The 19,472-nt window shown below is 62.4% G+C and carries 19 protein-coding genes; 10 read left to right on the forward strand and 9 right to left on the reverse strand.

What is annotated here, in order from left to right; all coding sequences use genetic code 11:
- The first annotated feature begins 206 nt into the window (after positions 1-206).
- Both QN219_RS14950 and QN219_RS14955 read left to right on the forward strand, forming a co-directional pair.
- Entirely contained in the window at positions 207-671 is a 465-nt protein-coding gene (locus QN219_RS14950) for a DUF4126 domain-containing protein (RefSeq protein ID WP_284000495.1), read from the forward strand.
- Complete coding sequence (locus QN219_RS14955) at positions 668-2,044, forward strand: FAD-containing oxidoreductase (protein ID WP_284000496.1); 1,377 nt, start codon at positions 668-670, stop codon at positions 2,042-2,044. The genes QN219_RS14950 and QN219_RS14955 overlap by 4 nt, the downstream gene beginning before the upstream one ends.
- 160 nt (positions 2,045-2,204) lie before the next feature.
- On the opposite strand, the gene QN219_RS14960 is transcribed toward QN219_RS14955, so the two are convergent.
- Positions 2,205-3,008 (reverse strand): dimethylarginine dimethylaminohydrolase family protein, encoded by an 804-nt coding sequence (locus tag QN219_RS14960; protein ID WP_284000498.1) that lies wholly within the window; start codon positions 3,006-3,008, stop codon positions 2,205-2,207.
- Positions 3,009-3,124: 116 nt separating this feature from the next.
- Between QN219_RS14960 and QN219_RS14965 the strand changes: the two genes are divergently transcribed.
- Positions 3,125-3,658, forward strand: coding sequence for a hypothetical protein (locus tag QN219_RS14965; RefSeq protein WP_284000499.1), 534 nt, complete (start codon positions 3,125-3,127; stop codon positions 3,656-3,658).
- A 23-nt stretch (positions 3,659-3,681) separates the two neighbouring features.
- On the opposite strand, the gene QN219_RS14970 is transcribed toward QN219_RS14965, so the two are convergent.
- From QN219_RS14970 to QN219_RS14980, 3 genes are all read right to left on the reverse strand, one after another.
- The gene (locus tag QN219_RS14970; RefSeq protein ID WP_284000500.1) at positions 3,682-4,110 is read right to left on the reverse strand and encodes an OsmC family protein; all 429 of its coding nucleotides are present in this window, start codon (positions 4,108-4,110) and stop codon (positions 3,682-3,684) included.
- A 107-nt stretch (positions 4,111-4,217) separates the two neighbouring features.
- Entirely contained in the window at positions 4,218-5,807 is a 1,590-nt protein-coding gene (locus tag QN219_RS14975) for an ABC transporter substrate-binding protein (RefSeq protein WP_284000501.1), read from the reverse strand.
- Positions 5,807-6,502 carry a helix-turn-helix domain-containing protein gene (locus QN219_RS14980; protein ID WP_284000502.1) on the reverse strand — a complete coding sequence of 232 codons (696 nt, stop codon included), beginning with the start codon at positions 6,500-6,502 and terminating at the stop codon, positions 5,807-5,809. Before QN219_RS14980 ends, QN219_RS14975 begins: the two co-directional genes overlap by 1 nt.
- Before the next feature lie 168 nt (positions 6,503-6,670).
- Here QN219_RS14980 and QN219_RS14985 point away from each other — a divergent pair, with 168 nt between their 5' ends.
- The 5 genes from QN219_RS14985 to QN219_RS15005 are packed head-to-tail and all read left to right on the forward strand — an operon-like array spanning position 6,671 to position 10,720.
- Complete coding sequence (locus QN219_RS14985; protein ID WP_284000591.1) at positions 6,671-7,696, forward strand: ABC transporter permease; 1,026 nt, start codon at positions 6,671-6,673, stop codon at positions 7,694-7,696.
- A 13-nt stretch (positions 7,697-7,709) separates the two neighbouring features.
- The gene (locus QN219_RS14990) at positions 7,710-8,615 is read left to right on the forward strand and encodes an ABC transporter permease (protein ID WP_284000503.1); all 906 of its coding nucleotides are present in this window, start codon (positions 7,710-7,712) and stop codon (positions 8,613-8,615) included.
- On the forward strand, positions 8,615-9,448 hold the full coding sequence (locus QN219_RS14995) for an ABC transporter ATP-binding protein (protein ID WP_284000504.1): 834 nt from the start codon (positions 8,615-8,617) through the stop codon (positions 9,446-9,448). Before QN219_RS14990 ends, QN219_RS14995 begins: the two co-directional genes overlap by 1 nt.
- Complete coding sequence (locus tag QN219_RS15000) at positions 9,445-10,185, forward strand: ABC transporter ATP-binding protein (protein WP_284000505.1); 741 nt, start codon at positions 9,445-9,447, stop codon at positions 10,183-10,185. Before QN219_RS14995 ends, QN219_RS15000 begins: the two co-directional genes overlap by 4 nt.
- A gap of 31 nt (positions 10,186-10,216) precedes the next feature.
- Positions 10,217-10,720 (forward strand): GAF domain-containing protein, encoded by a 504-nt coding sequence (locus tag QN219_RS15005; protein ID WP_284000506.1) that lies wholly within the window; start codon positions 10,217-10,219, stop codon positions 10,718-10,720.
- Positions 10,721-10,798: 78 nt separating this feature from the next.
- Here QN219_RS15005 and QN219_RS15010 read toward each other — a convergent pair whose 3' ends face one another.
- From QN219_RS15010 to QN219_RS15030, 5 genes are all read right to left on the reverse strand, one after another.
- The gene (locus QN219_RS15010; protein ID WP_284000507.1) at positions 10,799-11,254 is read right to left on the reverse strand and encodes an RbsD/FucU family protein; all 456 of its coding nucleotides are present in this window, start codon (positions 11,252-11,254) and stop codon (positions 10,799-10,801) included.
- Positions 11,255-11,478: 224 nt separating this feature from the next.
- A complete protein-coding gene (locus QN219_RS15015) occupies positions 11,479-13,863 on the reverse strand; it encodes an aldehyde dehydrogenase family protein (protein WP_284000508.1) in 2,385 nt (794 codons plus the stop codon).
- A gap of 5 nt (positions 13,864-13,868) precedes the next feature.
- Entirely contained in the window at positions 13,869-14,882 is a 1,014-nt protein-coding gene (gene deoC / locus QN219_RS15020) for a deoxyribose-phosphate aldolase (RefSeq protein WP_284000509.1), read from the reverse strand.
- A gap of 156 nt (positions 14,883-15,038) precedes the next feature.
- Entirely contained in the window at positions 15,039-15,764 is a 726-nt protein-coding gene (locus QN219_RS15025; RefSeq protein WP_284000510.1) for a DeoR family transcriptional regulator, read from the reverse strand.
- A gap of 187 nt (positions 15,765-15,951) precedes the next feature.
- Positions 15,952-16,662 (reverse strand): GntR family transcriptional regulator, encoded by a 711-nt coding sequence (locus QN219_RS15030; RefSeq protein ID WP_284000511.1) that lies wholly within the window; start codon positions 16,660-16,662, stop codon positions 15,952-15,954.
- Between the two features lie 262 nt (positions 16,663-16,924).
- Between QN219_RS15030 and QN219_RS15035 the strand changes: the two genes are divergently transcribed.
- Positions 16,925-18,013, forward strand: a complete 1,089-nt coding sequence (locus tag QN219_RS15035; protein ID WP_284000512.1) for an ABC transporter ATP-binding protein — start codon at positions 16,925-16,927, stop codon at positions 18,011-18,013.
- Positions 18,014-18,086: 73 nt separating this feature from the next.
- Complete coding sequence (locus QN219_RS15040; RefSeq protein ID WP_284000514.1) at positions 18,087-19,385, forward strand: PotD/PotF family extracellular solute-binding protein; 1,299 nt, start codon at positions 18,087-18,089, stop codon at positions 19,383-19,385.
- Positions 19,386-19,472 lie beyond the last annotated feature (87 nt).

The raw sequence follows: 19,472 nt of genomic DNA on the forward strand, positions 1-19,472 counted from the left end.
TTTCGTCTCGCAGTTTGATCACGGATTTTCCGCTGCGTCGGGGTAAGCCATTCCATATATGTCAGGGTTCGGCGAAAAATAGAGCGCATTGCGTGTGCGAACCAGCGGTTGAACTCTTAACATGCACAGCCTTCGATTGGACATTGCAATCGATACCGTTCTCAGCCACTCTCCCCTCTGCGCATGGGAATTGTTTTGGGGGAAACATGTCCGTCTATATTCTCGCGCTTTTGATCGGTGTGGTGGCGGGGCTTCGCGCCATGACCGCGCCCGCCGCCGTCAGCATCGCGGCGGCCGCCGGCTGGCTGCCCGTCGCCAATAGCTGGGCGGCTTTCATGGGCTTCCGCTTCACGCCGTATATTTTCGGCCTGCTGGCACTCGTGGAATATGTCACCGACCAGCTTCCGAGCACGCCAAGCCGCAAGGTGCCGCAGCAGTTCGGCGCGCGCATCGTCAGCGGCGGCTTTTGCGGCGCGGTGATCGGCACTGCGGGCGGATCACTTGTCGGCGGTGCGATCGCCGGCGTCATCGGGGCTGTCGTCGGCACGCTCGGGGGTTACGAGGCGCGAAAGCGACTTGGCTTGGCCATTGGCAAGGATTTGCCGGTAGCCCTTCTCGAAGATCTGGTTTCAATTCTGCTAGCCTTCTGGGTGGTGTCCTCCGTGTCATGAGCAAGCACTTCGACGCAATCATCATCGGCGCCGGCCAAGCGGGACCATCGCTCGCCGGGCGGCTGACGGGTGCCGGCAAAACCGTTGCGCTCATCGAACGCAAGCTTTTCGGCGGCACCTGCGTCAATACCGGCTGCATGCCGACCAAGGCCATGGTCGCCAGCGCCTATGCGATCCACACCGCCCGCCGCGGCGCCGAATACGGCATGACGACCGGCACCATTTCCGTCGACTTCGGCCGCGTCATGGCGCGGAAGGAAAAGGTGCGCCTCGATGCGCGTTCGGGCGTCGAAAGCTGGCTCAAGAGCATGAAGAACTGCACCGTCATCGAGGGCCATGCGCACTTCGAAAGCCCGACGGACGTCCGGGTCGGCGATGAGCTGATTTCCGGCGACCAGATTTTCATCAACACGGGCGGGCGTGCCGCCGTTCCCGATTTCCCGGGTGTGGACGAGGTCTCCTATCTCACCAACACGTCGATGATGGACCTCGCCGATCTTCCGGATCACCTGGTCATCATCGGCGGCAGTTATATCGGGCTCGAATTCGCGCAGATGTTCCGCCGCTTTGGTTCCGAGGTCACCGTCATCGAGAAGGGGCCGCGCCTGATCGGGCGCGAAGATCCGGAGGTCTCCGATGCGATCCGCGACATTCTCGAAAAGGAAGGCATCGATATTCGCCTCAATGCCGAATGCATCCGTTTCGCCAAGCACAAGGACGGGGTTGCCGCCGGCGTCAATTGCACGTCAGGGGCCCCCGAAGTCATCGGGTCGCATGTGCTGCTCGCCACCGGTCGCCGGCCGAATACGGACGACCTCGGGCTCGACAAGGCCGGCGTGAAGACCGACGCGCGGGGCAATATCGAGGTCGACGATTTCCTGCGCTCGAGCGTTCCGCATATCTTCGCGATGGGTGACTGCAACGGCCGCGGCGCCTTTACCCATACGGCTTACAACGATTTCGAAATCGTCGCCGCCAACCTCCTCGACAATGATCCGCGCCAGGTGACAGAGCGAATCCAAACCTACGCGCTCTATATCGACCCTCCGCTCGGGCGCGCCGGCATGACGGAGAGCGAGGCCCGTAAGAGCGGCCGCAAGCTTTTGATCGGCACACGGTCGATGACGCGGGTCGGACGCGCCGTCGAGAAGGGCGAGACGCAGGGCTTCATGAAGGTGATCGTCGACGCGGATACGAAAGAAATTCTCGGCGCATCGATCCTCGGCACCGGCGGCGACGAGGCGATTCAGAGCATTCTTGACGTCATGTATGCGAAGAAGCCCTATACTCTGATTACCCGCGCCATGCACATCCACCCGACGGTGTCGGAACTGATCCCGACGGTGTTCGGGGACTTGTCGCCGGCGCCCTAAAAGCGGACTTCAGCGGCTCGCCTCATCCGCCTGCCGGCCGCCTCCCCGAGAGCGGCGGAAGGGAAAGACTGAAACAACTGGAATCCGCTCAGAAACCCAGGATGCGGCGCATCGCGGGCACGTCCCCCTCCCCGCGTGAGGGAGAGGGCAAGCACGACGGTCAGATCCTATCGCTGAACCAGCGCAGCGACATGCAGGAGAGCCCCGCATCGATTTTGCCGATTTCTGTGGTCTTCAGCGGCACGACCTTGTAACCGGCCTTGTCGAGCATCTCGATGGTGCGCGGGAAGTCGGAGCCGACCATGACGACGTCGTTGACGCGGAGCGCATTGGCCGCCGGCTCCTCACCCTCCGGGATGATGATCTGCTTGAACTTCTTGAAGACACCCGAGCGCGCCAGGCGACCGGTGGAAAGCACGGTCTCGTCGTCGAGCAGCGAGCAATCCGTCTTGAAGTGCAGAACGCCCTCAGGCGTCGCGACGATCTCGCTCTTGCGGTCGAACTTGTCGAGGCAGGCCTGGAGCGCTTGGGCACCCGTCTTGTCGGTGCGGGCCGAAAGGCCGATCATCACGCTTTCGCGCGTCGTCAGCACATCGCCGCCATCGGCATAGCCGGTACCCGGCAGGTCGAGAACGGTCTCGAACATTTCCCGCAGTGTCGGCTCGATTTCCGCGGTTTCCTCGACGCGGGTCGCCGCACCGGGGCGCAGCAGGATCGCGCCCTCGGTGAAGACCAGCGCCGGGTCCTCGATGAAGATCGAATCCGGGAAGGCTTCGAGTGCCGGCAGGACCGTCACCTTGACGCCCGCGTCGCGCATTGCGGTGACATAGGCGTCATGTTCGGCCGCGACCCCCTCATAGGTCGGGTTGCCGCGATCGTCCGCGCGCAGACCGTTGACGACGGATTGTGAAGGCTTGCGGACAATGATGGAGTTAAACTCGTAGGCGGGGCGCGGCTGCGGCATTCTGTGCTACCTCTGGTTTGAACCAACCGTTTCTACTGCATGATTCGTCAAATCGAAATCGATTTGAGGACAAAATCATGCAGCCTCTCCGCTTCGGACCAACGGGAGAAAATGATGTGAGCCATATTCCCCAGATCGATTATGATGCCGCGTCCGATGCGATCCGCGCCGCGCACGACGAGGAGCTTCGCCTTCGCGGGCGGATGACGAATATGAAGCGCACGCTGCTTCATTCGCCGACGGCGCACCGCATCTACGCGGAATGGTTCACGCTGCGTGATGAGTTGCGCCCTGCCCTTGACGACCGCGCTGCCTGGCTGCTCTGCCACGCGATTTCCGAGGCGATGCATTCCCGCATCGCCATGGGTTTCTTTCGTCGCGCCTTCGCCAATGCGGGGATCGATTTCAACTCGATTATGCCGAGCGAAGACGAAGAATGCCTGATTGCGTTCGGACGCGCTATCGTCGCGGATTCCAACAATGTTCCCGCCGAGATCTGGGACGGATTGAAGGGGCGCTACGATAACGCGACGCTGGTCAACCTCGTTGCCTTTGCGGGCATCATGGTCGCAACCGCATTGTTCAACAATGTCGTCGAGGTCGATTTCGACCCGGAATTGCTGCCTTACGCAGATGTGTCCACCGCCTGACGAAACCGTCATTGGCCGCCGCGTTATTCCAATATCCTGTTCGTGAATGCGGGATTGCCGCGCAACGTGTTGCTGACGGTGCAGATCTCGTTTTCCGCAGCTTCGGCGATGGCGTGGCGGACGGTATCGTCGAAATCGCCCTTGATGGAGAATTCGATGTCGAAGCGGGCGACCCGCGACGGCTCGTCATGGGCTTTCTCGCCGGTGACCTTGGCGGAGACTTCCGCCAGCCTGTCGAGCACCCCGTAACGGCTTGCCGCGATGCGGGCGCTCAGCACGAGACAGCTCGCGAGCGAAGCGTAGAGGAGATCGAGCGGACCGTAGCCCGGCTGCGACGGGCTGGTGACGATATCGAGTTCGCCGCCGGTGACCGACGTCACATGCGGGAAGCCTGTCCGCCCGACGACCGCGATGGCGCCCGTTTCCCTCGTCCGCACCTTCAGCTCCGCCATTCCCAATCCCCTTTACACTCGCCGTCCAAAACCGAGGCAATATCCGGGCAAAGCTTCGATTCCGCAACAGCGCCGCGGACCTTGGAGGGCCCGCGGCGCGATTTGGATCAGTTCTTCTTCACCAGACGGTAGAAGACGAAGTCGGACGTGGCGCCATTGACGTAGCCCGCGACACTCGCCTTCATTGCCACCTGCGTCGCCGCCTGGAACATGATCACGATCGGCGACTTCTCCTGCACCTTCTTTTGCAGGTCGACATACATCGCGTTGCGCTTGGCGGGATCCGCCTCGGCCTTGGCCGCCTTGGTGGCGGCATTGAGTTCGGCCGGCACCGCCCAGGCGTTACGCCAGGTCGTCGTCGACTGATAGTGATCGTCGGAGTTGTCTTCGTTGAAGGCGAAGGCAGCAGCGTTGGAATCCGGATCCATGAAATCCGGGCCCCAATAGAGCAGCATCGCTTCATGGGTGCGGGCCCGATACTTGGTGATCACCTGGCTGCCAGTTCCGGGAATGATCTCGAAATTGATACCGGCTTCAGCGAACGAGGCCTGCAGCGACTGCGCCATGTCGGTAAAGGGCGTCGAGTTGATGACATCGAGCGTCACCTTGATCGGCGTCTTGATGCCGGCGTCTGCAAGGATCTTCTTCGCCTTCTCGACGTCGTAGCTATAGGGCGTCTCGTCGAGCGAACCGGGGAAGCCTTTGGGCCAAAAGGCCTGGTGTACTTCCATCTGTCCCTTGAGGAAGCTGTCGGTCATGCCCTTGTAGTCGACGAGGTAGCGCGCCGCTTCCCAGACGGCTTCCGGCTGCAGGGGAGCGGTCTTCTGATTGAAGGAGAGGAAGTGAACGGCCGCCTGCGGATAGGACTCGACCCTCATGTTTTCCTTGCCGGTGATGCCGGCGACCTGATCGGGCGTCAGGTTCTTCGCCATGTCGACGTCGCCGGTCTCGAGTAGAAGCTGCTGCGTGGCCGCTTCCGCGACGTGGCGGATGATCACGCCCTTGATCGCCGGAGCGCCGCCGAAATAGTTCGGATTGCTCTGGAGGTTCAGGAGTTCGCCGGCGCGGAAGGCGCGCAGCACGAAGGGCCCGGTTCCGGCGGAGTTGGCCTTAAGCCACGCATTGCCGAAGTCGCCGTTCTCCTCGTTTGCCTTGACTGTCTCGGCATCGACAACCGATGCCGGGCGCGCGGCCAGAACGTTGAGCACGAAGGCGGACGAGAAGTCGCCCTCGTATTTGACGATAACCTTGTTGCCGTCGGCGGTTACCATCTTCTCGATGTTCTCCGGCGTCCAGCCGAGCTGCGTCAGGATGAAGGCCGGCGCCTTGTTGAGCGCCACGACGCGCTTGAACGAGTAGACAACGTCTTCCGCGCGCAACGGATTGCCGGACGAGAAGGTCACGCCGTCACGCAAGGTGAAGGTGACGGTCTTCGCGGCGTCGTCCGCGGTCCATTCGCTGGCGAGCCCAGGGGCAAGTTTCTTGACGTCGGGCGCGTCGTATTGCACGAGGCGATCATAGGTCTGCGTGACATATTCGCCCGACGAGAACTCATAGGCCTCAGCCGGATCGATGCTGACGATGTCGTCGATGTTCTGGGCGACGACCAGGACATCCGCCGGCGTTTCGGCCAATGCGGCCGGCGAAACGCCGAGCGCCAGTGATGCCGCGAACACCGCGGCTTTGAAGATTTTCATCATCGCTTCTCCTGTTTTCGATGAGACTTGGTTTTTGCGGGCCGTGCCGGTGTTCCCGTGGCCTCGGCATGACCTGCTGCCTTCGATGCGGCAGTTCGCGGCCGAAAGAGCGGCAACGTTCCGGTCCAAAGGATGCGGGCCGCCTTGTCGGTCCTGTTCCACCAGTAGTGCGGTTGGATTCCCCTGAAATGCAGGCCGTCGCCGTCCGTCAGCGTCGTCTGCTCGCCATCGAGGCCGAAAAGGATTTCACCGTCGAGGACGAAGACGATCTCCTCCCCCTCATGGCTGAACACTTCCGACCGATGGCCCGGCGGAATCGTGATGACGAAGCTCGAAAGCTGGTTGCCGGCAAAATCCGCGCCGATGCGCTCGTAGGCGACCGGCGAGCCGCCGACAGAGAAGACCATTCGATCTTCAGCGCGCGAAAGACCGGTGTCGATTGCCGGGGCGAGAATGAAATGGCTGATCTCGGTGTCGAGGCCGCGTGCGATCTGCGCGAGCGTGCCGAGCGAGGGCGTCGCGAGATCCCGTTCGACCTGGCTGATATAGCCGACCGATACGCCGGCGACATCACTGAGTTCCTGGAGCGTCATATGCATCTGGCGCCGGCGCGCGCGCACCAACGCGCCGATCCTCGGCTGCGGTGCGGAATTCGCACTCTCCGGCGCGGCACGCGCATCGTTCGATACGGTCACGACCGCCTCCCCTCCTCAGTAAAATTTTTTTGATTTAAGCAAATATATTTATATACTCCAAGCGAATTCTTGCGCTATGGGCGAGGCCCAACGCAGGCCAAGCAGGGATGGAGCCGCCACGTGGCAGATGACAGCACGACCACCGCCGAACCCGCGCGCCGCCGCGGCGTGACCGGATCGGCCCATCGCTGGCTTGTCACCACCGCCGGATTTCTCGTCACGCTGGCCGTAACCTTCCTCGGCCTTCTCGCCATCACCTTCTTCATCGGCCGGATCGTGCCGATCGATCCGGTGCTCGCAGTCGTGGGCGACCGCGCTCCCACTGCGGTCTACGAGCGGGTGCGCGTCGAAATGGGCCTCGATCGCCCCTTGACGACGCAGTTCGTAAGCTATGTCGGCGACGTGCTGACCGGCAATTTCGGCACGTCCGTTTCCACGGGCCGGCCTGTCATCGAGGACCTTGCCCGCGTCTTCCCGGCGACACTCGAGATGGCTACGCTTGGCATTATCATCGGGGTCCTGCTCGGCGTCCCACTTGGCGTCATCGCCGCAAGCCGGCGCGGCTCTTGGCTCGATCAGGCAATTCGCGTCGTCGGCCTGCTCGGCTATTCCGTTCCCGCGTTCTGGCTTGGCCTCGTCGGACTCGCCGTCTTCTATGCCCGGCTCAATTGGGTCGGAGGCCCCGGCCGCGTCGAGATCTTTCTCGACGGCATCGTGCAGCCGGTGACCGGCCTGCTGCTGATCGACAGCATCATCGCCGGCGATTGGGAGGTCTTCGGTAATGCCGTCTGGCACCTGATATTGCCGGCGTCCTGCCTCGGATTCTTCGCGTTGGCCTATATCGCCCGCATGACACGCTCGTTCATGCTCGACCAACTGAGCCAGGAATACGTCACGACCGCCCGGGTCAAGGGCGTTCCCGAGCGGCTGGTCATCTGGCGCCATGCCTTCCGGCCGATCCGCGTGCCGCTGATCACCGTCATCGGGCTCTCCTATGCCGGCCTTCTCGAGGGCTCGGTAATGATCGAGACGATCTTCTCCTGGCCCGGCATCGGCAACTATCTGACCGTGGCGCTGCTCAATGCCGACATGTCCGCGGTACTCGGCTCGACCCTGGTAGTCGGTGCAGTCTTCATCGGCATCAACAAGATTTCGGACGTGCTTTATCGCGTGCTCGATCCGCGTGCGCGCTAGGGAGGTGCGGGACATGGCAACGCTTCGCGACTGGCTGATCGACGACAGCCCCGCTTCCCCGATGCAGGCCCGGCTTAACCGGCTTTATCGAGTCCTCGGCGCGCTGATGCACAATCCGTTGGCAGTGATCGGGGCGATCATCGTCGCCGCCCTGATCCTCGCAGCACTCTTTGCGCCGTGGCTTGCTACGCACGATCCGCTACGCCAGGCGCTTGCCGAACGGCTGCTGCCGCCGAGCGCCGCGCACTGGATGGGCACGGACGAACTCGGGCGCGATATCTGGTCGCGCGTCGTCTATGGTGCCCGCATAACGCTGGTGATCGTCGCGCTCGTCGCCGTCCTTGCGGCGCCGGCCGGGCTCGTCATCGGCGTCGTTTCCGGCTATTTCGGCGGCTGGGTCGATCGCATCCTGATGGGCATCACCGACATCTTTTTGTCGCTGCCGAAGCTGATCCTGGCGCTCGCGTTTGTCGCAGCCCTTGGCCCGGGCATAGAGAACGCCATCATCGCGATCGCCATCACCTCCTGGCCCGGCTATGCCCGCGTCGCGCGGGCCGAGACGCTGACGTTCAAGAATTCCGAGTTCATTGCCGCCGTCCGTCTGCTCGGCGCGTCGAGCCTCAGGGTCAATCTCGGCCACGTGCTGCCGCTCTGCACCTCGTCGATGATCATCCGCGTCACGCTCGACATGGCCGGCATCATCCTGACGGCGGCCGGCCTCGGCTTCATCGGCCTCGGCGCCCAGCCTCCCCTGCCGGAATGGGGTGCGATGATCTCGCGCGGACGCTCCTTCATTCTCGATCAATGGTGGGTCGCAACGATGCCGGGCTTCGCGATCATCCTCGTCAGCCTCGGCTTCTGTTTCCTCGGCGACGGCCTGCGCGACGTGCTCGACCCAAAGAGCGGAGAACAGCGCTGATGAGACCGCTCCTCGAAATCGAAAACCTGCGTGTCACCTTCCCGACAGCACGCGGCGATATCGATGTCGTGCGCGGCGTCTCCTTCACGCTTGGACGCGAGCGCCTCGGCATCGTCGGCGAAAGCGGCTCCGGCAAATCGATGACCGGCCGCTCGATCCTGAAGCTCGTGCGCGCACCCGGCCGCGCGACCGCAGACAAGCTCGCCTTCGACGGTATCGATCTCAGCACCCGCTCGGAGAAGCAGATGCGCGCTATCCGCGGCGCTCGTATCTCAATGGTGATGCAGGATCCGAAATTCTCGCTCAATCCGGTGATGACCATCGGCGAACAGATCGCCGAGGCGCTGCTGACGCACAAACGTCTGCCGCGGCGGGAAGTGAACGACCGCGTGCATGCCATGCTCGAATCGGTGCGCATCACCGACCCGGAGCGTGTCGCCCGGCTTTATCCGCACGAGGTTTCCGGCGGCATGGGGCAGCGGGTGATGATCGCGATGATGCTCATCCCCGAGCCGGACCTGCTCATTGCCGACGAGCCGACCTCGGCACTCGACGTCTCGGTCCAGGCACAGGTGCTTGACATCATCGACGAACTCGTCAGGCGCAAGGGCATGGGGCTGATCTTCATCAGCCACGACCTCAACCTCGTCTCGAGCTACTGCGACCGGATCCTGGTAATGAATACCGGCGAAGTGGTGGAAGAGTGCAGGGCCGGCGAATTGATGAACGCCACGCACCCATACACGCGTGGCCTGATCGCCTCCATTCCGCGCCTCGATGAAACAAGGGACGAGTTGCCCGTGCTCGACCGCAGCGCCTGGGCCAAAGCATGACAGCGCTCTCTCTCAAAGACCTCGACATCTCCTACGGCGACACGCAGATCACGCACAAGGTGAGCCTCGACATCGCCGAGGGCGAGAGCTTCGCGCTTGTCGGCGAAAGCGGCTCGGGCAAGTCCACCGTCTTGAAGGCGATCGCCGGGCTTGCGCCCGAATGGACCGGCGAGATTTGCGTTCTCGGCAAAGCGCGCGGCCACGGCGTCGACCGCGGATTTTCGCGGATCTGCCAAATGGTGTTTCAGGACCCCTATGGTTCGCTGCATCCCCGAAAAACCGTCGACGCGACGCTCGGCGAGGCCCTGACGATCCACGGCATCGGCGACCGGAGCGCCCGTGTCGAGGAGGTGATGGCGTCCGTCGGCCTCGACCGGAAATTCCGGTTCCGCTTTCCGCATCAGCTTTCCGGCGGCCAGCGCCAGCGCGTGGCAATCGCGCGCGCACTGATGCTGAAGCCGAAGATCCTGCTGCTCGACGAGCCGACCTCGGCTCTCGACGTTTCGGTGCAGGCGGAAATCCTCAACCTGCTCAAGCGTCTGCGCCGCGAGCAGAATCTCACCTTCCTGATGGTCACCCACAATCTGCCGGTCGTCTCCTTCCTCTGCGACCGGCTGGCCGTCATGCGTCACGGCCGCATTGTCGAAGTGGCCGGCGTTGACGAGTTGAAGCGCGGTGACCTCAAGGAACCCTATTCGCGCGAACTGATGCAGATCAGTGCCGCACACGCCAGCTAATCGTCCCACTCAATTCTCCCAAGGACATAGGATGAATATCGAGCATATCGCCGCTCTGGCGGAATTCGACGCAACCATTGCCAACGACACCAGCGCAGATGCGCCCTATCGCGCGCTGCAGACGCTTAGCCGAAAGCTGATCGGCGCCAAGCTCTTCACGATCATGACGGTGGACATGGCGAATGAGTTGGCGCGCCGCGCCTATACCTCGCACCCCGACGAGTATCCGGCCTCCGGCACCAAGCCGATTCACTATGATCGCTGGTTCGACACGGTCCACAAGGCGCGCGAGACCTTCGTCGCCAATACGGTTGCCGACATTTCCACCGTTTTCGGCGATTACGAGACGATCGCTGCACTCGGCTGCGGATCAGTCGTGAACATTCCAGTCGTCGTCGGCGGCGAACTGCTCGGCACGGTCAACTGCCTGGATGTCGAGCACCACTACACGCCGGAAAAAGTCGAGCTTTCGAAACTCATCGAGATGCCGGCCAAGCTCGCATTTCTGGCAGCAGCGCGAAGGGCGGCAAACTGATCGGGACAGATTGCCAGCCGGAACCCTGAGCGGCCACGGTTCGCGTGCCGCCGTTCGGCCAAGGGCCAAGCGGAAGCGTCAGGCCGACTCCGGCGGAATGACACCCTTGGTGAAGAGGAAGCAGCCGTAGAAACGCGTCTCGCCGGTGGTGATGACGCAATAGGCGTTCTTTGCTTCCTCATAGAACGCGAAGCGCTCGATGCCATACATGGGCGCCGGCTTGCCCTCGGCGCGATCGATCTCCGCCTGAACCTCCCGTTGTACCGCCGGAAGTTCATCGGGGGCGCCCATGACTTCCATGCGCCCTGCGGAGGGCTGCAGCGGCGTGTCGAGCGGCAATATCGAAAGAACGGCCTTCACAGCGCGGGCCGCGGAGACATTGTCAATGTGCAGCAATTTTCCAAGCGTCGTCTGCCGCGCGATCGCGTCGGACGGGAAATTGGTGTCCGAGATCACCAGCGTGTCGCCGTGTCCCATCGAGCGCAGCGCGTGCAACACGTCGGCATTGAGTGCCGGGTCGATATTCTTGAGCATTCCAGTCCTCTCCCTGCATGATTCCTTGAGACCGAAACCGATCTACTGCAATTCAACGTGCTGCAGCAACTTTGCGCATCCGATCGAGCGCGCGGCGCTGCGTGCGCCGGTCTTCGGCGCTGCACGGCCGCATCAGGCCGTTTCCAAAGCCGGTCGTCAACAGATTGTTCGGATTTCCCCGCTCTTCCGGCCGTGTCCCCCCCGCCCGAAAGATGCTTGATCCCCTACTCGCCGTAGGGGATCCAGATGTTCTTGACGTCGACGGCGCGGCGCAGGAAAGCGGGGCCTTCGGCAGCTATCCGGTCCATCCAGTCGGTCGCCTTGCCGTAATCGACAAAGGTACGCTTGAGATTCCCGATAGAGAGCTTCTCGACCAGCGTCGAGAGTTCCGGCGAGCCGAAAGCCCAGAGCGCGTCGACGTCGTTATGGGCGGCAAGCGTCTTGGCGAGCTCGACGGCCGAGCCGGTGACAATATTGATGACGCCGGCCGGCACATCCGATGTTTCAAGCACGGAGTAGAAATCGGTAGCCGCCAGCGGATGCTGTTCGCTCGGAACGGCGATTACGCGATTGCCGACGGCAATCAGCGGTGCGACGAGGCTGATGAAACCAAGCAACGGCGCCTCGGGCGGGCAGATGACGCCGACGACACCCTGCGGCTCCGGCATCGCCAGTGCAACGCCGCGAAGCGGCGGCTGGTGCACGATGCCCTCGTATTTGTCAGCCCAGGCGCCATAGGTGAAGAGACGCGCGATCGCGGCGTCGATCTCCGCCCTGGCGCCGGCTGCCGAGGCGCCGGTCATGGCGGAGATACGCTCGGCAAATTCCGCCGCACGGCCACTCAAGTTTTCGGCAACGTAGTAGAGAATCTGCGCGCGATTGTGCGTCGTCGCGGAGGACCAGGCCGATGCGGCCTGCGCCGCGACGACGGCATTGCGGATGTCCTTGCGGTTGCCTTCGCCGACCTCGCCGATCACCTTGCCCTTTGAAGAAAGCACCGGCCGCGAATAGTTGCCGTCCGGCCGCGCCTGCTTACCGCCGATGAAGAGCTTGGCGGTGCGGTCGAGCGTTGGCATGGAGAAGTCGCCCGCGGCCGCCTTCACAACCGGTGCAGCCGGGACGGGACGAAGCTTGCGCCCGATCCAGGCTTTCGGCTTCAGATATTCATAGCAGCCCTCGCGCCCGCCTTCCCGACCGAAGCCCGATTCGCGTTTTCCCCCGAAGCCGGCCGCCGCGTCGAAGAGATTGGTGGCATTGACCCAGACGACGCCGGCCGTAAGCTTCGCGGCAACATGTAAGGCGAGCCCGATTGTTTCACTCCAGACGCTGGCGGCAAGGCCGTAGCGCGAATGATTGGCGAGCTGGATCGCCTCTTCCGGCGTGCGGAAGGTCATCGAGACCGCCACCGGCCCGAAGATTTCCTCGGTGGCAACGATCGATGTCGGCTGGACATTGGTGAGCAGCGTCGGCGGATAGAAGCTGCCGCCCTTCGGCAGGTCGATCTTGGGCTGGTGCAGCGACGCGCCCTGTGTCACGCCTTGGGCGACCAGACTTTCGATCCGCTGCAACTGCACCGGCGCGACGATTGCCGCCATGTCGATCGCCTTGTCCAGCGGATGACCGACGCGCAGGGTCGCCATGCGTCGTGTGAGGCGCTCATAAAAGAGCGGCGCTATGCCTTCCTGGACGAGAAGGCGCGAACCGGCACAGCAGACCTGGCCCTGGTTGAACCAGATGGCATCGACCACGCCTTCGACCGCACCGTCGATATCGGCATCGTCGAAGATGATGAAAGGAGACTTGCCGCCGAGTTCCAGCGTCAGCGACTTGCCGGTGCCTGCGGTCTTTTCGCGAATGAGGCGCCCGACTTCGGTGGAACCGGTAAAGGCGATCTTGTCGATATCCTCATGCTCGACGATCAGCGCGCCGGTTTCGCCCTCGCCCGTCACCACATTCAAGACGCCTGCCGGCAGCCCGGCCGCGGCGGCAAGGTCGGCAAAGAGGAGCGCCGTCAGCGGCGTGAACTCAGCGGGCTTCAAGATTACGGTGTTGCCGAGCGCGAGCGCCGGCGCGACCTTCCAGGCCAGCATCAGGAAGGGGAAGTTCCACGGAATGACCTGGCCGACGACGCCGACCGGCACCTGATCGGCGAACTCGGTCTCCTGAAGCTGAGCCCAGCCGGCATGATGGTAGAAATGACGGGCCGCGAGAGGAATGTCGATGTCGCGCGTCTCGCGGATCGGCTTGCCGTTGTCGATTGCCTCGACCACGGCGATCAGCCGCGCGTGGCGCTGGATCATGCGAGCCAGAGCGTAAAGGTGACGCGCGCGGGCATGGCCGGGCAACTTCGCCCACGCACTCTGCGCCTTGCGCGCGGCGGCAACGGCGCTGTTGACGTCCTCGCGGCCGCCGAGCGCGATCTTGGCGAGCAAGGCGCCGGTCGCAGGCTCGTATGTGTCGAATGTCTTTCCAGACGCTGAAGCGGCGAAGGCGCCATTGATGAAGTGACCGAACTCGCCCTTGTGGCGTGCGAGCCATTCGCGAGCTTCGGTGTCGGCCTCGGGTGCGGGACCATACGACATTTCGTCAAAATACCTGGCGACCGTCATCGGGATTATCCTATCGGGTGTCTGTTGAGGGCCGAGTAGGCGCCGCTGACGTGATGTTCAAGCTGGCGCTCGATATCGGCAAGCAAGCTCGACGCCCCTACGCGGAAGAGATCCGGCTCCAGCCATTCACGACCAAGTTCGTCCTTCATGAGGAACTGGTAGTTCAGCACGTCCTTTGCCGCCGAAATGCCGCCGGCCGGCTTGTAACCCACCTTGAGGCCCGTACGCTCCTGATAGGCGCGGATCATCCTGAGCATGACGAGCGTGACGAGCAGCGTCGCATTGACGCCCTCCTTGCCGGTCGACGTCTTGATGAAGTCGGCGCCGGCCATCATGCAGACGAGCGATGCCCGCGCCACGTTGCGCAACGTCTTGAGGTCACCGGTTGCCAGGATTGCCTTGACATGAGCATCGCCGCAAGCAGCGCGGAAATCGCGCATCTCGTCGTAGAGCGCCTGCCAATTGCCGGTCAGCACATGCTCGCGCGTGATGACGATATCGATCTCGCGCGCGCCATCGGCGACCGAGGCCTCGATTTCCTTCAGCTTAACGTCATGCGGCACGAGCCCTGCCGGAAAGCCGGTGGAGACGGCGGCAACCGGGATGCCGGAACCCTCGAGCGCCTCGACGGCGGTCGAAACGAAGCGATGATAGACGCAGACCGCACCGGTCGTGATGCCGCGATTGCCCATGCCGAGCGCCTCGAGAATGTCCTGACGGACCGGCTGGCGCGCCTTGGCGCACAGCCGCTTGACGCGCTCGTTCGTGTCGTCGCCATTGAGCGTGGTGAGATCGATGCAGGTTACGGCCTTGAGCAGCCAGGCGGCCTGGGCGTCCTTTTTGACGGTACGCCGCCCTGGCAGCGTCGCAACGCGCCGCTCGGCCGCCGACAGATTGACGCGCTGATCGACTACCCAGGAAAGGTCGAGCTCAATGCCATCATTGCGCGGCCAATTGTGACCTACGCCGGCGGTCTCAACGGCTGACGCCGCCGTGCTCTTCACAGCAAGGTCTTCCAAACGACTACTCCCTCGTATCGCCGATGTCGCCCTTGGGCGCGCATCTTCGCAGCTTTTGTCCGCCTTGGCGATATGTTATCTTTCTATCTAATCATGTTAGAAATCCACCAAAACAGCGCATCTGTCAAGCAAAGAGCCGCGTCCCGTGAACCCGCGCTACGTGAGTGCCATCTCGCCGTCTTCCGTTATGATCGCTCCAAAGGCGCCCGTGGACGCGAAGAAGGCCGGCTTCAGCTTGCCGATCTTGCTGCGATCGACGACGAGGTAATTTTCCCGCGCGAGCGAAATCACCTTCTGCTTGATCGCCACCTCGTGGAAGTGGACGCAGGTCGCACCCCGCAGTTGGTCGATCCCGGCGGCGGAGAGAAACGCGACGTTGATGCCAAGCCGATCAAGCGTATCCAGGCCGGAATCACCTGAGAAGGATGCCGACGACGGATGATAAAGACCGCCCAGCATGACGATCCGCACATTGGGTTTCCGGATCAGGCGGTCGGCCGCATTCAAAGAATAACAGACTGCGGTTATTGAATAATTTTCCGGAATCAGGTCGACGAGATATTCAAGCGTCGTACCGCAGTCGATGAAGATCGTCTCATCGGGACGAATGTACCCTGCGGCGTGGACGCAGGCCTCGCGCTTGGCGGTTGCGTGGCTATCGGCCGCGCGCGCAAGTTCATAAGGAACATCGCTTTCGATATCGGCCGCGGGAACGATGTGCCCCCCGAGATAGCCGAAAAGCCCGGGATTGTCGGCAATGTCGCGACGCACTGTCATCTCCGACACGCCAAGCAGCGCGGCGGCGTCTTTCAGATGCAGCACGCGCCGCGCCGAAAGCGCGTCGGTCAAGGTCGTGATACGCGTCGACTTGCGGTTAGCCATTGTTCTTCCGGGCGAAGGCTTGCGCTAAATGACGCCACACAACGAGTGCCTGGCGAACAATTTTGTTAGAAATATCACAAATCAATCCCCGACGACAAGGATGCGTCGCCTAACGGCAACGGCCGACGGACGACGAGAGAGCAATCGGGAAGACGATCTCAGGGTGACGGCGCGCGCCTACGGTCCACTACAGCCGCAGGGCATCTTTCAAATTGCTGTCCCTCTTCGTCGCTCGCAGGTCGAGATCCGCCTCGATGTGGTCGATATGCTCGAGCATCAGCGCGCAGGCAGTGTCGACGTCCTTCCTTTCCAGAGCGTCGACGATCTCCTGATGCTCACTATGGCCGCAACTCGAAATCACCGATTGCCCATAGAGTGCGATGACGAGCGAGGAGCGGGCAATGAGCTCGTCCATGAACCGCTTGAGGATGGCGTTGCCCGTGATGGCGGCGATCGCCAGATGAAAGTCGCCGGACGCCTTGATCTCGGCCCGGCGGGCGGACTGGCCACGCTGGATCGTCAGCCGCTCCTCTTCGGCAAGCAGCTCACGCAACTCCTTGATATGCCGCTTCTCCAGATGACGGGCCGCCTCGCGCAAAAGACCCGGTTCGATAAGCCGGCGCGTCGCAAAGATCTGTTGCGCCTCGGCGACAGAGGGATAGGCGACGAAGGCGCCGCGATTTTTCTCGACCGTGACGAGCCCTTCATAGGAAAGCGCTTGAAGAGCGGCGCGCACCACCGTGCGGCTGACACTGAAAAGGCCGCCGACATCGCTTTCGGAAAGTTTTGTGCCGGGCGCGAGACGCCGCTCGACGATCGCTTCGCGGATCGAGTCGCGGATATGGGGAGCACCGATTTCGATGGCGTCTTCGGAAGTGGCGAGATTTGATGAGGTCATGAGGCTGGCAATCCGGACAACGCCGATACTGTAGCGTGATGAACGCTGGAAGTTAACAGCCATTCGCACGCAAATATTTTTGATATTGTATACGATTGCCTCAGATATTGGCGACAAACGCCTATAAAATGTGCAGCTAATCAACGGCCGCACGAGCCACCTCGCCGGGGCGGGAGAATATATTCGACAGATCATGCCCTTAAGCCCTGACGGGCGAACTGGCACGCTTGATGCTTCTCTCCTTGTGCAAGGAGAAAACGCCATGTCAAAAGCGGCTGAGATCGATATTGCCTCGGTTTCCAAGATCTACGGCACGACAACGGCCGTCCATTCGATCAGCCTGAAGATCCCCGCCGGCAGCTATTGCTGCTTTCTCGGACCTTCCGGCTGCGGCAAGACGTCGACGCTGCGCATGATTGCTGGTCACGAGAGCATTTCGTCCGGCGACATTCGCCTCGGCGACATCGTGGTCACCGATTTTCCGCCGGCGAAACGCGGCACCGCGATGATGTTCCAGTCCTACGCGCTGTTCCCGCATCTCGACCTCATCGACAACGTCGCCTTCAGCCTGAAGATGAAGGGAGTCGACAAGAACGAGCGCCGGGCGAAGGCCTTGGAAATGCTCAAGCTGATGCAGATGGAAGCCTACGCGACGCGCCGCCCGGCGCAGCTTTCCGGCGGTCAGCAGCAGCGCGTGGCGCTTGCGCGGGCGCTGATCACCGATCCGGAGGCGTTGCTGCTCGACGAACCGCTTTCCGCGCTCGATCCCTTCCTCAAGATCCGGATGCGAGCGGAGCTCAAGAAGCTGCAAAAGACGCTCGGCATCACGTTCGTCCATGTCACGCATAGCCAAGAGGAAGCGATGGCGCTCGCCGACCTGATCGTCATCATGAACAACGGCCGGATCGAGCAGGCAGCCAAACCGCGCACCGTCTTCGAAAAGCCCGCGACGGCCTTCGTCGCCCGGTTCATGGGCGACCATAACGTGCTGTCGGGCCGCGTGACGAAGATCGAGGACGGCATCGTGACGCTTCACGTGCCGGAGGGCCAGAGCTTCACCGTACGCGACATCGGGCAGGAGGTCGGCAAGCCGATCGACATCGGCATCCGAACCGATCGCGTGCGTCTTGAATCGGCCGTGGAAAAGTCGCTGGGCTTCCAGGGCGTCGTCTCGAATGTCGAATATCGCGGCGCTTCAGTGAAGATCACCGTGATCGGGGCCGGCAGCGACGATTTCACCGTGATCGTCTCCGACGCGGACTATTTCAAGAAACCCGTGCCCCTCGGCGATGCGGTGTCCTTGAGCTGGGCCCTGGAGGACGTGATCCCCCTCGGCCGCCTGTCAGCCTAGCCCGAAAAAAGAGCCGTTCCGGCCGCCTCCCGCTCAAACCAACCACTAACCATCAAGAAAAGGGGAACTACGCATGACAACCGAGGCCAGTTCACTAAAACCGCAAAAAGCGATCTCCCGGCGTTCGCTGCTCAAGACCGGTGCCGCCGCTGTCGGCGCCATCGCCGGATCCGGGGCCATCACCGGCTTTCCCACCATCTGGGCGCAGAACCCGATCACGCTCCGCCAGTTCGGCACCGGCGTTTCGAACATCAATGCGATCGCCGAAAAGTGCAAGCAGGACCTCGGCATCACGCTGGAAATGACGGCGACCGATTCCGATGCCGCCGCCCAGCGCGCCGTCACCCAGCCGGACTCCTATGACATCGCAGATATCGAATACTGGATCGCCAAGAAGGTCTTCCCGAGCGGCGTCATGCAGCCGATGGATGTCTCGAAAATCAAATATTACGACAAGATCGTGCCGCTCTTCATCGATGGCAAGCTGAAGCCCGACAGCGTGATCGCGCAGGGCACCGCGCCGCACACGGTCGGTTTCGTCGAGGCGCAGGATTCCAAGACCTTCGCCAAGGAGCCGACGCAATGGATGACCCTGATCCCGACCATCTACAATGCCGACACGCTCGGCATTCGCCCGGACCTCGTCGGCCGCGAGATCACCACCTGGGCGGACATCATGGATCCGGCCTTCAAGGGCAAGGCGGCGATCCTCAACATCCCCTCGATCGGCATCATGGACGCCGCCATGATCATGGAGGCAATGGGCAACATCAAATATGCCGACAAGGGCAACATGACGACGGATGAAATCGATCAGACCATCGATTTCCTCATCAAGGCCAAGCAGGATGGCCAGTTCCGCGCCTTCTGGAAATCCTTCGACGAGAGCGTCAACCTTATGGCCTCCGGCGAGGTCGTCATCCAGTCGATGTGGTCGCCGGCGGTCGCCGCCGTTCGCTCCAAGGGGATCGCCTGCAAATACCAGCCGCTGAAAGAGGGCTACCGCGCCTGGGGCGGCGGCCTCGGTCTCGCCGCGCACCTGCAGGGCGCCCAACTCGACGCCGCTTACGAATATATCAACTGGTATCTCTCCGGCTGGGTCGGGGCCTATCTCAACCGCCAGGGCTATTACTCCGCCGCGATGGAAACCGCGAAGGCTCACATGTCCGAGGACGAATGGGGCTTCTGGGTGGAAGGCAAGCCGGCAAAGGGCGACATCCTCTCTCCGGAAGGCAAGATCATGGAGAAGGCCGGCGCTGTCCGCGACGGCGGCTCGTTCGAGGAGCGCATGGGCAAGGTCGCTTGCTGGAACTCCGTGATGGACGAGGACCGTTACATGGTCCGCCGCTGGAACGAGTTCATCGCGGCTTAACGGCAATTTGGGCCGCACGCCAGGCCGCTGGCCCCTCACCCCTCACCCTAGCCCTCTCCCCGCACGCGGGGAGAGGGGACGCAGGCG

The sequence above is a fragment of the Sinorhizobium sp. 8-89 genome, from assembly GCF_030124325.1.
In the GTDB taxonomy this organism is placed as follows: Bacteria; Pseudomonadota; Alphaproteobacteria; order Rhizobiales; family Rhizobiaceae; genus Sinorhizobium.